15 protein-coding genes are annotated in these 12,237 nt (G+C 56.9%); 9 read left to right on the top strand and 6 right to left on the bottom strand.

Translation table 11 applies throughout. The features are described from left to right. The first annotated feature begins 16 nt into the window (after nucleotides 1–16). Both ACXHXG_RS22285 and ACXHXG_RS22280 read left to right on the top strand, forming a co-directional pair. Nucleotides 17–826, top strand: a complete 810-nt coding sequence (locus tag ACXHXG_RS22285; RefSeq protein ID WP_104826861.1) for a mechanosensitive ion channel family protein — start codon at nucleotides 17–19, stop codon at nucleotides 824–826. A gap of 130 nt (nucleotides 827–956) precedes the next feature. Continuing rightward, nucleotides 957–1,298, top strand: a complete 342-nt coding sequence (locus tag ACXHXG_RS22280) for a DUF2934 domain-containing protein (RefSeq protein WP_457900756.1) — start codon at nucleotides 957–959, stop codon at nucleotides 1,296–1,298. 199 nt (nucleotides 1,299–1,497) lie between these two features. Here ACXHXG_RS22280 and ACXHXG_RS22275 read toward each other — a convergent pair whose 3' ends face one another. Continuing rightward, a complete protein-coding gene (locus ACXHXG_RS22275) occupies nucleotides 1,498–1,776 on the bottom strand; it encodes a hypothetical protein (RefSeq protein ID WP_457900755.1) in 279 nt (92 codons plus the stop codon). A gap of 245 nt (nucleotides 1,777–2,021) precedes the next feature. Between ACXHXG_RS22275 and ACXHXG_RS22270 the strand changes: the two genes are divergently transcribed. The 3 genes from ACXHXG_RS22270 to ACXHXG_RS22260 all read left to right on the top strand — a co-directional run bounded on the left by ACXHXG_RS22270 (nucleotide 2,022) and on the right by ACXHXG_RS22260 (nucleotide 3,498). Beyond that, the gene (locus ACXHXG_RS22270; RefSeq protein ID WP_260305178.1) at nucleotides 2,022–2,546 is read left to right on the top strand and encodes a hypothetical protein; all 525 of its coding nucleotides are present in this window, start codon (nucleotides 2,022–2,024) and stop codon (nucleotides 2,544–2,546) included. A 165-nt stretch (nucleotides 2,547–2,711) separates the two neighbouring features. Next, on the top strand, nucleotides 2,712–2,876 hold the full coding sequence (locus tag ACXHXG_RS22265) for a DUF1328 domain-containing protein (RefSeq protein ID WP_028750291.1): 165 nt from the start codon (nucleotides 2,712–2,714) through the stop codon (nucleotides 2,874–2,876). 415 nt (nucleotides 2,877–3,291) lie between these two features. Further along, nucleotides 3,292–3,498: a CsbD family protein gene (locus ACXHXG_RS22260; protein WP_104826865.1), complete on the top strand. Its 207-nt coding sequence runs from the start codon at nucleotides 3,292–3,294 to the stop codon at nucleotides 3,496–3,498. 171 nt (nucleotides 3,499–3,669) lie between these two features. Here ACXHXG_RS22260 and ACXHXG_RS22255 read toward each other — a convergent pair whose 3' ends face one another. The 3 genes from ACXHXG_RS22255 to ACXHXG_RS22245 form a co-directional block, all read right to left on the bottom strand. Continuing rightward, nucleotides 3,670–3,933 (bottom strand): hypothetical protein, encoded by a 264-nt coding sequence (locus tag ACXHXG_RS22255; RefSeq protein WP_104826866.1) that lies wholly within the window; start codon nucleotides 3,931–3,933, stop codon nucleotides 3,670–3,672. A 37-nt stretch (nucleotides 3,934–3,970) separates the two neighbouring features. Beyond that, nucleotides 3,971–4,636, bottom strand: a complete 666-nt coding sequence (locus ACXHXG_RS22250; protein ID WP_104826867.1) for an acyl-homoserine-lactone synthase — start codon at nucleotides 4,634–4,636, stop codon at nucleotides 3,971–3,973. A 78-nt stretch (nucleotides 4,637–4,714) separates the two neighbouring features. Further along, nucleotides 4,715–5,458: a LuxR family transcriptional regulator gene (locus tag ACXHXG_RS22245; protein ID WP_260305179.1), complete on the bottom strand. Its 744-nt coding sequence runs from the start codon at nucleotides 5,456–5,458 to the stop codon at nucleotides 4,715–4,717. A 124-nt stretch (nucleotides 5,459–5,582) separates the two neighbouring features. Between ACXHXG_RS22245 and ACXHXG_RS22240 the strand changes: the two genes are divergently transcribed. Continuing rightward, complete coding sequence (locus ACXHXG_RS22240) at nucleotides 5,583–5,792, top strand: hypothetical protein (protein WP_260305180.1); 210 nt, start codon at nucleotides 5,583–5,585, stop codon at nucleotides 5,790–5,792. Between the two features lie 509 nt (nucleotides 5,793–6,301). Then, on the top strand, nucleotides 6,302–7,366 hold the full coding sequence (gene fba / locus ACXHXG_RS22235; protein ID WP_104826870.1) for a class II fructose-bisphosphate aldolase: 1,065 nt from the start codon (nucleotides 6,302–6,304) through the stop codon (nucleotides 7,364–7,366). Between the two features lie 117 nt (nucleotides 7,367–7,483). Here the strand turns inward: fba and ACXHXG_RS22230 are convergent, their stop codons facing one another. Then, nucleotides 7,484–8,395, bottom strand: coding sequence for a LysR substrate-binding domain-containing protein (locus tag ACXHXG_RS22230; RefSeq protein WP_457900754.1), 912 nt, complete (start codon nucleotides 8,393–8,395; stop codon nucleotides 7,484–7,486). 131 nt (nucleotides 8,396–8,526) lie between these two features. Between ACXHXG_RS22230 and ACXHXG_RS22225 the strand changes: the two genes are divergently transcribed. After that, nucleotides 8,527–9,663, top strand: coding sequence for a TauD/TfdA family dioxygenase (locus ACXHXG_RS22225; RefSeq protein ID WP_457900753.1), 1,137 nt, complete (start codon nucleotides 8,527–8,529; stop codon nucleotides 9,661–9,663). Then, nucleotides 9,660–10,421: a class II aldolase/adducin family protein gene (locus tag ACXHXG_RS22220; protein WP_457900752.1), complete on the top strand. Its 762-nt coding sequence runs from the start codon at nucleotides 9,660–9,662 to the stop codon at nucleotides 10,419–10,421. The genes ACXHXG_RS22225 and ACXHXG_RS22220 overlap by 4 nt, the downstream gene beginning before the upstream one ends. A gap of 28 nt (nucleotides 10,422–10,449) precedes the next feature. Here ACXHXG_RS22220 and ACXHXG_RS22215 read toward each other — a convergent pair whose 3' ends face one another. Further along, a complete protein-coding gene (locus tag ACXHXG_RS22215; RefSeq protein ID WP_457900751.1) occupies nucleotides 10,450–12,189 on the bottom strand; it encodes a glycerol-3-phosphate dehydrogenase/oxidase in 1,740 nt (579 codons plus the stop codon). Nucleotides 12,190–12,237 lie beyond the last annotated feature (48 nt).

The raw sequence follows: 12,237 nt of genomic DNA, 5'->3' as shown, positions 1-12,237 counted from the left end.
GAAGGATGCTTTTCCGATGGAAAATCAGCCGGTCAATCTTATTCTCGCCGCCCGCGCCGCCTTCAGCCAAGCAGCGGCACTGATTGTACAATATAGCTTCTCCATCCTTGGCGCCGTCATTCTTCTCGTCGCCGGCTGGATTCTGTCCGGCGTTTTAAGCCGGTGGGCCTATGAAGGCCTGTCGAGAATACATGGGATCGATGAGACGCTCGCGCGCTTTTTCGAAAACCTGCTGCACTACAGCATTCTCATTTTTGTCTTTGTCGCCGTGCTGGCGCAATTCGGCATCCAGACCGCATCGATCGTTGCTGCTCTGGGCGCTGCAGGCTTGGCGATCGGCTTGGCGCTGCAAGGCACGCTTCAAAACATTGCAGCCGGCATCATGCTTCTGGTGCTGAGGCCGCTGCGCGTCGGTGAGTATATCGAGACTGCCAACGTCGAAGGACGCATTCTCGAAATAGGCTTGTTCGCCACCGAGATGAAGACGGCCGACGGCCTCTACCTGATGGCTCCAAATTCCACGCTCTGGAATACACCGATCAAAAATCATAGCCGCGAGGTCAGCCGGCGCCAGCAATTATCGGTGGCTGTCGGCAACGATGTCGATATCGACATCGTAATGCAGACGATCCTCGAACTCGTCAGATCGGACGAACGGGTGCAAAAGGATCCGCTGTCCCGCGTTTATTCGGACGATCTTACCGCCGATAAGACGGTCCTGATGATCGAATACTGGGCGAAAACGAGGGAATGGTCGGAGACGCGCCACGCCATGATCGAGCGGCTGAGACGAGGCCTTGCCGCCAAAGGCATCTTGCTCAAGTAGATCGCGGAGCGCGTTTGCCGCCAGTCGACGACCTGCCGTCGCAGAAATTTGCGGTGAACGAGCAAAAGGCAAGCGTGGGCACGGAACATACTCTCCTTACGTCGATTTGATAGGCAAAAGGAGATGACCGATGGCAGACAACGCACCCATCAATTCACCAGCAGCCGATCAATCAAAAGCGGCGGAACCGGCAACAAGAGACCTTGAAAAGGAAATCAGAGAGCGGGCTTACGCCATCTGGGAGAACGAAGGCAGACCGGAAGGTCGAGCCGTCGAGCACTGGGAACGTGCAGAAAGACAGATCAGCGGCGAGTTCCATCTCGATAAGATCGAGATCGAGGGCGACGACGTGCCGAAACTTGATGCATTACGGGAAGCCGCCCGCAAACATACCGACGCATTTCTGGTAAAAAGCGATCTGGAAGAAGCGGACGAACGGACGGCCGCGCCGGGAACGAGAGAGCAGCCGTAGGGCGACGGTACCGGAGCATTCACTTTCAGCTCGACCGCAGCTTCATGATTGTCGGATGGAGTTTTACATCGACGCGCGGCCTCGTGCGAACGTCCCGTTTGCGGCAAACAGGAATGGTATAATCTGCCGCAAACTCTTTCGGCCCGGCGGCTGCAGCTCTCGGGTTCTCCTCAGGCATGTCTCGGACATCAGGCATTCTTCAGGATGATTTGCCGACTGCCTCTGCATATTCGGCAAATGTCCTGGATCTTCCCAAATCAGAGTCCTCGTTGGCAAGCAGCAGAAGGCGAATGGGAAAGAGCATGGCCTTTCGATTGGCTTCCGAAAGGCCTCGGGCCTCGCCATTGACACCTTGCTGTGCTCGTTCCAACGCCTGCTGCATCTCGCTGCGAGAAACGATGCCGCTGTCGACGAGAAGGGCATTGATTGAAGCGACTGCGGTGAGGAGACCTTCGAGTTGGAGGTTGGCAGTGTTCACAGTTTGACTCCTTCGCCGATGAATTCCACTGGAGCGGTCGCCCCATTGAACGCGATAGCTATGTCGGTGAATTGCATGATGTCCTCCGATGAGAGATGGCTATAAACGGCAGACTGTTCATCAGGTTCCGGCCGTCAGCGGCGCCTTCGGTGACAGCCATTTATTGCTTATCACTAATCTTGCCACGATGATGACGGAATTGCGTGGTGTTCCCTTCTCCTCCGGCAAATGGGACGACTTACGCAATGGAATGGATCAATCGTTACATCGATCAGCCACTGCTCGATGGCGCAGCCAACTGGCTTCGAGCCTGGCATATTTATTCCGGTCAACCTCCAGAGCGGCTCGAGCCGACTTGGCACCTTGCCGTACTCCTGTTTCTTTTCATTGCCGCTGAACACTTTCTACACGGCTCGGGATTCCTCGTCAGCGCTGCAGCGCTCATCATGCTGGCACTTCCTTCCGTTTGGAAGCTCTATTTGTCGATGAGAAAAGCCGACACATATGGCCGGCGGGAATATGCGCGCCTTAGGACACATGCCTTCGCAAGACGGGAAACAGAATGGTCAGTGAGAATGACTGTGTTGTTCATGTCCGCCAGCCTTCCGTTTTTCGCCGGCTCCGGCGATTCCGTGGGCGCGTATTTTTTGTTCGGCGCAAGTATTTGGTTCGTTCTGACGGCGCCTGTCAAATTCTACCTTCAGGCGGCGGAACCGCCGGAGCCCAATGAGGGCGACAGATCATTCCAGCATGCCGTCGGATTTGGATAGCCAACAAATAGTTGCTCCCGCCCCGGTCGCCGCCGGCGTCCATCTGTGGTTTGAACGATCGATGCGATAGCCATGCTCGAAAGGTTAGATTGGCGCGGGCATGACCTTTCGGAACTAATACCGAAGCGCTCCGTTATCTCCTACATCAATCGAAAGGAGACCACGATGCTTTACTATGCTCTCGTGTTTTTGGTTGTGGCAGTGATTGCCGGTGTTCTCGGATTCGGGGGCATTGCAGGCGCCTCTGCTTCGATCGCACAGTTTCTATTCTTCATCTTCCTGGTTTTGTTTATCGTCTCGCTAGTCATGCGGGTCGTGCGGCGACCATAGAACCAAGAAAGAAGCGGTCAAACAATGGCTCGGCTGGGGAACTACGCCTTTTGTACAACGTCTAGGTCTTTAGCCGGGCTTTCAGAAAATACCCTGGAACTTTCCCAGATTATCGTGGTTTGAACGCGGGTGGCAGGGGGGGCGCCACTGGGTATCGCATGAACCAAGCGGCGATGCCCTGGCCCGTCGCGTGCTTGCCCAGCTTCGCGGCGGGCCTAAATATCTGCGGGCTTCCGATGATCGTTCTGTACGTCACTTGACCCTACTGGGATGGGGTTGCGGCCCATCCTGGCCGATCTCTCGTAAGTCTATTTAGCCTGTCATTTTCGCTCCTCGTCGCAGGCCTTTTTCCCGAACAAAGACAGCCAAGCAGCGTTATCTCCCCATGAGCAACCGAGATAGCGAGGAGAAAATCATGGACTGGAATAGAGTCGAAGGAAACTGGAAGCAGGTTAAAGGCAAGGTAAAGGAGCAATGGGGTAAGCTCACGGACGACGACCTCGATCAAATCGACGGTCGCCTGGATCAGCTCGAAGGCAAAATCCAGGAACGCTATGGTTTGGAAAGAGATCGCGCGCGGCGCGACATTGATAGCTGGTATAACAGACAGACCTGGCACTAACAGGTCGTATTAGGCAATTGCCCCGCGCCGCGGGGCATTTTTTTGATTCCCGGCACCGAGTCGAATGCCACCCTTCAAAGCCGCAACGACGCTCTGGACAAGATCAGGTCGACGAAGGCGCCGACCCGACCCAATGGAAATCATTGAATGTCCCCGCCCAGGTTTCGTCATTCAAGGATGAGGTAGGACGAGCAGGTTCTCTCTGCCGTTCCTCATCGCGATCCGTGCTTTTTCGCGAACGAGCCCTCCGAGATCGATATCGGGGTCACGTTCCGGGTCCAGACCATCCCAGTCCAATGCCACCTGCAGCAGTGCCATGTTCGTCAGGTGGACAAGGTTGCGAAGCTGTAGCGCTTCGGCCGCCTCCTTCGCCGTGGAAATCAGCCTGAACATTCTGACAAATTCACGCACTCTCAGACTATCGTCTTCGGGCATGAGCACCTCCTAATTCGAAACACGAAGGTCACGTTTCTTACGCCGCGATCTCCAACAGTCGGGTCGTAACGGATCGGATCGGCTTCGGGCGAACATAAAGGGGAGCCGAGACTTTGAGCATGCGCCGCATGTTTGCGAGCACACGCTGCGAGACCTCGAACGCACCGCAGCAAACAGGATATTTTCCATATCCGTCGCAGCGGCCGAGTTCCTCAACTTCGGCACCTGCCCGCTTGTACACGCGCTTGAGATAGGGTTCATAGTTGGAAATCATAGTGTGGATGCCATGATCGAGCGCGCATTCGCAAAGCGCGAGCAACAACAGGCTGAATGCCCGGCCTGCATCGATGTCGGGAAACTCGCTCGCAATGGCAGCTTCATCGATGCACATGCGCGTTCCTTCCCAAATCCCCGGGGCAACGAGGTCCGTTGCGGCCGGAAACGTGTCTCTGAAGACGTCGTAAAGAAGCGTCGGCCCTGTCGTCGGCATGAGCCGTATCCCGCCGTAGAACCGCATGCGGCGCTCATCGCACCAAACAAGATAGGCGGGGCCGAGCGCATCATAGCTGTCGCGCTCGTAAGGTCCGATGACGTTTACGTCCCAGCCGAGCGTATCTGCGAAGATTGTCTTACGAAGGCGGAACATCTGATCGAGGATGTTCGCATATTTATGATATTCATGAGCCTGAATAACTATGAACATTTTCGCCTCCAACAGTTGCTGTCGTAAGGCGAGAATGGGCCGGAAAACCGCTATCGGAAATCCCGCAAATGGAGCCCCTCATTTGAGGGGATTGGTCAGGGGCGTGATGATGCGAAGCTGGACGGCTTTGGTGGTGGCAGCCGAGAGGGTGGCGCAGCCGAGCTTGAACCGCGCCGTCTTCAGATAATCGCGTGTCGTATGTTCGGAAATGTCGAGGATCAGCGCGATGTCCTTATAGTCCTTGCCAAGCGCTGTCCAATGCAGGCACTCGATTTCCCTTGGGCTCAAGGATGGCACCGGATCATGTTCGCCATAAAGTTCCAACACGGCTTTGCCATGGATGAGATGTGCAAGTTCCGTCCATTCCTCTCGGCAACTGACGACCAATTCCTGCCACTTATCGGCCGGCAAGCCTGAATTGATGGAAAGCAGCGACCGGCGTCTGGCCTTGTCGGCAACCGGAATGGAATAACCGTTGCCGCCGAGACCATGTTTCTGCGCGTCGACCAATAGTGCATAGGCCTCCGGTGTCGGCTCCACCTCGCTCCAGTCGAACGGAAGTTGACGGAGAAAGCCTTCCCTAACGACGGGATCGATCTTGACGTAGCCACTGAGAAGATATCGGGAAACCCAGGCGTCCGGATAGGTGGTACGCACAAATGGCGCGTCGATCGTATCCATGATGGTCTGCGCAAGATGGTAAGTCACGTAGTCGACGTGATATGCCGCCTGCAGAGACCGAATGGCGCTGTCGACATTCGGCGCCGCTTTGATCTCATTGAAGGCGTGCTCGAATCTTGGGCTATCGGAAGTTCCCCGCATGATGCACCACCTCGCTTCAATACCATCTTACCGCGAGATTGCTTCCACAAACAAGGGGATCCCCACATATGAGGGGAATGACGTTAGGAAAGGCGGTCGTATATCCTCACGTTAGGAGAGCGAGATGGGCCAATCGGACGAAGCCGAGGAGGCGGTGAACCAAGCCGCCACTGGATTAAAAACGAGCTGGCACGATATGGCCGGCTCGGAAGCGTTGATACGGGCGCTGATTGCCGAACGAAGCCAACGAACAAGCGAAGCGTTGTTTTGGATTAGGGTCTATCGTGCTCTATCCCCCGAGACGATCGATCCAATCCCTTCTTTTTTTCGATGAAAATCACGTTCCGGTCAGAATTGCGAACTGAGCGGCACACCTGCCTCTCATGCCATTCACAGGTCCTCGGCCTGCCTGTAACAGCCACCGGATGGCGAACCGATAATCCCATCACATGAAAATTGAAGCGATTCTCTCAACCTGTGATGCATAGGTTGAATGCCTCGTCTCGAAAAAACGCCTGAAAAGACATAATAATCAAATCACCGACAAGATTGCTTGAAGTATAAAGAGATATCCGCGCTTAACAAAGCGGCGGGCGGAATTTCCCGCGATTTCCTGCGACTTTAAGCAAAGCGTCACAAACCATGTGATCTTGTTAGTTTATGCTGTTATGAATTTTGATGGAATGCTATGAGGCCTTCCACGAAGTTTTCGGGAGGTTCCAGCTATCTTCGATCTCGCATCCGGCTACGACTTGCAGCCAATCTCCGGTGCAATCGAAATGACATCCCGATAAGTATCAAAATGATCGCAGTCGCTCACAATGGCAAAGGGAGAGAGCTTGAATGGCACGCATCACGTTGAGGCAGTTGCTCGATGACGCAGCAGAACATGGCTATGGCGTACCCGCTTTCAATATCAACAATATGGAGCAGGCGCTCGCCATCATGGAGGCTGCCGACGCTGTCAATGCGCCCGTCATCATGCAGGCATCACGCGGCGCCAGAGCCTATGCCAACGACATCATGCTGAAGCACATGATGGACGCGGTCGTCGAGATCTACCCGCATATTCCGGTCTGCGTGCATCTTGACCATGGCAACGATCCCTCGAGCTGTATGACGGCGATTCAGGCCGGCTTCACCTCGGTCATGATGGACGGTTCGCTGAAGGCAGACGCCAAGACGCCGGCCGATTGGGATTACAATGTCGGCGTGACGAAGACGGTCACCGACATGGCGCATCTCGGCGGCATTTCTGTCGAGGGTGAGCTTGGCGTGCTGGGCTCGCTGGAAACCGGCATGGGCGAGGCCGAAGATGGTCATGGTGCCGAAGGCAAGCTGTCGCATGATCAGCTTCTCACCAATCCTGACGAGGCGGTCAAGTTCGTTCGCGAGACCAAGGTCGATGCGCTTGCCATCGCCATGGGTACTTCGCACGGCGCCTATAAGTTCACGCGAAAGCCCGATGGTTCGGTGCTGGCAATGAACGTGATCGAGGAGATCCATCGCAAGCTGCCCAATACGCACCTCGTCATGCACGGCTCTTCCTCGGTTCCGGCCGAACTGCAGGAGATCATCAACAAGTATGGCGGCCAGATGAAACCCACCTGGGGCGTGCCGGTGGAAGAGATTCAGCGCGGCATTAAAAACGGTGTGCGCAAGATCAACATCGACACCGATGGCCGCATGGCGATGACCGGCCAGATTCGCCGCGTATTGCAGGAAGACCCGAGCGAATTCGATCCGCGCAAATATATGAAGCCCGCCATGGCGGCGCTGACGAAGCTTTGCAAGGAGCGGTTCGAGCAGTTCGGAACGGCCGGTCACGCCGTCCGCATTCAACCGCTTTCTGTCGCCGAAATGGCCAAACGCTACAAGTCCGGCTCGCTCGACCCGGTCTTTTCGTAAAAGCTGATGTCGGACGATAGACCGACTCCGGCACAAACGTAAAATGTCGATCCACAAAGCCTGCCGCGGATGGCAAGCTTTGTGGACGCTCCTTCCGGATATGCGAACGGCCGCTCCTCAGGCCGAAGCGCCGATGCCATTGCCGCCGTTTCCGAGGCCTATGATCCACTCCGTCAGAAGCCGCACCGCCTCCCCGCGCTCCGACGTCGTGGGAGAAACGAGGAAGAAGGCTTCCTTGGGATAGTAGGCAGTCGCGCCAAACACCACGAGCCTCCCCTCGCGAACGAGATCCCCCGCATTTGACTCCCATCCGAGCAGCACGCCCTGCCCTGACAAGGCGGCCTGGGTCGCCTGAACATAGTTGGTGAAGTAGCGGCCCAGCGCCCGATTTTCGGGCAATCCATTGAGACTGAGATAATCCTTCCAAGTGAGCCAGCTATTGTCGTCGCTTCTGACATGCAGCAAGGTCGCGGTCGACAGGCCGCCTTCGGATTCGATCCGTTTAGCGACGAGCGGACTGCAGACGGGAACGACCCTTTCGTCAAAGAGCTTAACGCTTCGACCGTCCGTCCACCTGCCCGTGCCGTAGCGGATGACAAGATCCACACCGGGCTGGAATTCCGGCGCGCCGGCGGTCGTCAGCACGTTCACGGCGATGTTCTGGTGCTCACTGTAAAAATCCGCCAGCCGCGGCATGAGCCAATAGGTCGCCGTACCGACGCTGCAGGCGACGGTGACGGATTGTTCGGCAGCATTCTGAAGCGAGCGTATCTGCACGAAGGCCTCCGCAATGCGCCCAAGCCCCTCCGAAACGCCAGCCTGTAGAATTCTGCCCGCCTCCGTGAGTGTTGCCGGGCGCTTGCTCCGATCAAGCAGGCGTGTGCCGACGTAGTCTTCCAGGGTCTTGAGCGCTTGGCTCACGGCCGGTTGCGTAACATTCAGGTCCGATGCAGCCTTCTGGACGCTGCCAGTCCGCAGCACGGTCTCGAAGACCGTCAGCAATCGAAGGGGTGGAAGACGAGCGCCCAATATAATCCCTACATTATACTAGATGTATTTTTTCCAGTATTCAGATTAGCGCCTACCCTCTCTATTGTCCACAAACAAGGGCCTTTTGAGATGAAGGCCAGCGGTAAAACATAAGCTAGCAAGAGGGTAGGATGGGCACGAGTCTTTTGAACGAACCACCGGTAAAACTGGGCGAGCTGGGTCTTCATCTCTGTCTGTCAGGTGGAACGGCAAGCTATTTCAACTACTATTGGTTGCGGGATAATTGCCCGACATCGTTCGACAGCCAGACGCGCGAGCGCGTGTTCGATATCTTCCATCTCGATGGTGCACCTGCACCGGAGCAGGCGGCGGTGGTCGAAAATGCCTTAGAAATCGTCTGGACGGGAGACGGGCACAAGAGCCGTTATCCGCTGAGCCTGCTGGCGCAGTATAGCAACGGCAAGCGCCGGCATGATCCTGCAGACCTTCCGCGACGCCCATGGTATTCGGATCACTATCCCGCCATTGCCAGGTTCTCACAGCCGGAGCTTCTGGCCGACAAATCCATCGTCGCCAAATGGCTGGAGGCGCTGATCGTCGAAGGTGTCGCGATCGTGACGGACATGCCCGACAGCAACGAGGGGCTGACGGAGCTGGTGCGCCTGATGGGACATGTACGCCCGACATTCTTCGGCGATTATTTTGACGTGCGCACGCATATCAAACCGACAAACCTTGCCTATACGGCAAAGGCTCTGGAACTGCATACCGACACTCCCGCGGAAGAAATGGCGCCGGGCATGCAATTCCTGCATTGCCGGGCCAATAGCGTCGAGGGAGGCAGGAATCTCTTTCTCGATGGCGTCGCCGTCGCGAACGATCTGAAGAAGGAGTTTCCGGACGACTTCAAGCTCCTGACGGAAACGGAAATTCCCTATTACTGCGAGCACGACGCCTATGACGTGCGCTCCCGTCAGAGGGTCATCGAACTGGACGAGCACGGCGAGGTGTCCGGCGTCACCATCAGCCAACACATGGCCGATATATTCGACCTGCCGCAGACTTTTCTGGATCGGTATTATCCGGCCTTCTGCCGTTTCGGCCGCATGTTGCAATCCGACAAGTACCTCATGCGCTTCACGCTGAAGGCGACGGAATGCATCGTCTTCGACAATCACCGCATCGTGCACGGGCGGGCGGCCTATTCGGCAAACAGCGGCGAACGCTATCTTCGCGGTTGCTACGCCGATCGCGGCGAGATGCGCAGCACCTATCGCGCGCTGACATCCGAAGGACGGTTCAAATGAACGGACAGGCTTCCCATGCCGATGTTGCCGGCGATGATCTCGCACAGTTGCGGATCGATCTGGCGGCCGCCTTTCGTCTCTGCGTCGAATTCGGCTGGAGCGAATCCGTCGGCAATCACTTCAGCGCAGCCGTGTCTGCGAATTGCAAACGGTTCCTGATGAACCCGAAGTGGAAACACTTCGGATTAATCCGGGCAAGCGATCTCTTGTTGCTTGATGCGGATGATCGGACGGTTATGAGCCGCCCAAATGCACCAGATCCGTCTGCATGGACTGTTCATGGCACAATCCATCGCGAATGCCCTGCGGTCCGCGTGCTGCTCCACTGCCATCCGCCCTATGCGACGGCACTTTCCACCCTCAAGGACCCGTCGATGAAGCCGATCGACAACAATACGGCGCGCTTCTTCGGCAGGCTAGGCATCGATCTCGGTTTCGGAGGAATCGCTGATGATGCCGAGGAAGGCGAAAGGCTGGCTCGCTCTCTCGGCAGCAACAAGACTCTACTGATGGGGAATCATGGCGTTACCTGTACCGGCGATACCGTAGCGGAGGCATTCGAGGATCTCTATTTCTTTGAAAAGGCTGCGAAGACGCTGATGTTGGCCTATTCCAGCGGCCAGGCATTGAACATCCTCTCCGACGAGATCGCCCGCAAAACCGCGGAAGGCTGGCATGCCTACAAAGGCATGGCGTTCGCACATTTCGATTATCTCAAATCGATGCTCGACCGCAGCGACGCGTCTTACAAAGAATAGGGTGAGCGGAAACAGAGGCTGGGCCGGTTCATATCCGCACTTCCACCGGCTGCTGACCAGACGCATCCGTCAGCCGGCCATTGTGGAACTTTGCGAGCGAATTCACCACGTCTTCGATCTCGGCCGCAAGCCTCTGTTCCGTCCACCCAAGCGCTTCGGCGGCAATTGTACCGATGTCGCGTAAGCCCTGCATGGTCAGCGCGCCCCCGATCGCAAGCGTCGTGCGCCGGAACACCACGTCCGAAAGATGGACGACGAGCTCTTGCCGCACGATCCAATCGATTTCGAGAGCGCTGTAATGCGAAGCCCCGGAGAGGCGCACGGTATCAGTATGCACCGATGGATATTCGAGGATCGCCGTCGCGGTAGTGCCGTAGCGGCTCAAGAGTTGGTCGATCCGCCCCGGCGTCGCACCCGTTCGTTTCGCCACGGCGCGCACCCATTCTGCGCGCGCCGTCGAATTCGCAGGGAAATCGCGGCCGCCCCCGATCGCGATATGCTTTGTGGATTGGCTCCGCGCTCGATTCAGGCGCTGGAGCGCAAGATCCGCAACTTCCTCGGCAAAGCCTCGAAAGGTTGTCCACTTGCCGCCCACGAGCGAAACGATCGCAAAGGGACGATCCGCCTTCGGCTCGATCACCGGAGCGGAATGGTCGCGGCTGATTAGCCCCGGCGACGATGCATCCGAAGCCGGCAAGGGACGAATGCCGCTGTAGCTATAGACCACCTGCTCCCGCCCGAAGCGAAGACCCGGCAGCAAGGTCCGGACGCTCTCGAGGAAATAGTCGATCTCCGGCTCATCGCACCGGACGTTGTCGGGATCGTCACAGGGAATATCCGTGGAGCCGACCAAAGCGAGGCCAAGATAGCCATAGACGAGGCAAATACGGCCATCATCCGCCTCGAAATAGATCATATGGCCATTGAGGCCGCGCACGAGCTCGGGGTGATCGAGCAGGATATGCGAACCTTTCGTGCCGCCGATCAAGTGCGAGGGCGCCCCGAGCGCTTCATTGACGCGATCGATCCAAGGACCGGCGGCGTTGACGACAAGCTTCGGAGAAACGGAAAATGTCGTGCCTTCGGCTCGCTCGAAGCTGAGCTTCCCACCCGCTGACGACGCCAGCATGGTGAAGTTTGCCGCCAGCGCATTCTTGTTGGCCTGAAGCCCGTCCATAACCAGTTCGTAAACGAGCCGTTCCGGCCGGCTGATCTTGGCATCGTAGTAAATGCCACCCGCTACGATATCGGGAGTGACATACGGCATTTCCTTGAGCGCGCGCTTCTTCAATATGAACCGGTGACGCGGCATGACGCGGTTGCGTGATCCGAAGAAGTCATAAAGCGCAAGCCCGATTTTGATAAGAACGGCGCCGCGGCTGCGGGGTGCCGTCGTCGAGCCCGTCAGCGTGCGCAAAGCCGCCCATATGCCCCGCGTCCATGAGAAAATCGGGATGAAGGTTGGCAGTGGTTCGACGCAATGCGGCGCGTTCTGAAGCAGGAGATTGCGTTCCAGCGTCGATTGGGCAACCAGACCGAACTCACCCGTCTCCAAATATTTCAAGCCGCCGTGGATGAGGCGCGACGGCGCCGCGCTCGTTCCAGACCCGAAATCGGCCTTATCGACGATGAGACAATTGACGCCCTGGGCGGCAAGATCGCGAAAGAGTCCCGCGCCGTTGACGCCGGCACCGAGAATGACGACGTCTATGTCCTTGTCCGGCAAGGTCGCAAAGCGTTGTTTCAGATCGGCGGCGGTATCGGTCATACCATTATTTCCTACGGAAGTACCGTCAGTGCGAGCTATCCGCACGCG

This window comes from Rhizobium sp. LEGMi-198b, from assembly GCF_054114205.1.
The sequence above is the reverse complement of the archived record's forward strand: the minus strand, read 5'-3'. Positions and strand labels throughout refer to the sequence as shown.

Excerpts from the sequence above, each read along its gene's own strand:
- ACXHXG_RS22245 (WP_260305179.1), bottom strand. The coding sequence starts at position 5,458 with ATGCGGGGAACTTCCGATAGCCCAAGATTCGAGCACGCCTTCAATGAG.
- ACXHXG_RS22285 (WP_104826861.1), top strand. The coding sequence starts at position 17 with ATGGAAAATCAGCCGGTCAATCTTATTCTCGCCGCCCGCGCCGCCTTC.
- ACXHXG_RS22270 (WP_260305178.1), top strand. The coding sequence starts at position 2,022 with ATGGAATGGATCAATCGTTACATCGATCAGCCACTGCTCGATGGCGCA.
- fba (WP_104826870.1), top strand. The coding sequence starts at position 6,302 with ATGGCACGCATCACGTTGAGGCAGTTGCTCGATGACGCAGCAGAACAT.
- ACXHXG_RS22225 (WP_457900753.1), top strand. The coding sequence starts at position 8,527 with ATGGGCACGAGTCTTTTGAACGAACCACCGGTAAAACTGGGCGAGCTG.
- ACXHXG_RS22260 (WP_104826865.1), top strand. The coding sequence starts at position 3,292 with ATGGACTGGAATAGAGTCGAAGGAAACTGGAAGCAGGTTAAAGGCAAG.
- ACXHXG_RS22280 (WP_457900756.1), top strand. The coding sequence starts at position 957 with ATGGCAGACAACGCACCCATCAATTCACCAGCAGCCGATCAATCAAAA.
- ACXHXG_RS22265 (WP_028750291.1), top strand. The coding sequence starts at position 2,712 with ATGCTTTACTATGCTCTCGTGTTTTTGGTTGTGGCAGTGATTGCCGGT.
- ACXHXG_RS22255 (WP_104826866.1), bottom strand. The coding sequence starts at position 3,933 with ATGCCCGAAGACGATAGTCTGAGAGTGCGTGAATTTGTCAGAATGTTC.
- ACXHXG_RS22250 (WP_104826867.1), bottom strand. The coding sequence starts at position 4,636 with ATGTTCATAGTTATTCAGGCTCATGAATATCATAAATATGCGAACATC.
- ACXHXG_RS22215 (WP_457900751.1), bottom strand. The coding sequence starts at position 12,189 with ATGACCGATACCGCCGCCGATCTGAAACAACGCTTTGCGACCTTGCCG.
- ACXHXG_RS22240 (WP_260305180.1), top strand. The coding sequence starts at position 5,583 with ATGGGCCAATCGGACGAAGCCGAGGAGGCGGTGAACCAAGCCGCCACT.
- ACXHXG_RS22220 (WP_457900752.1), top strand. The coding sequence starts at position 9,660 with ATGAACGGACAGGCTTCCCATGCCGATGTTGCCGGCGATGATCTCGCA.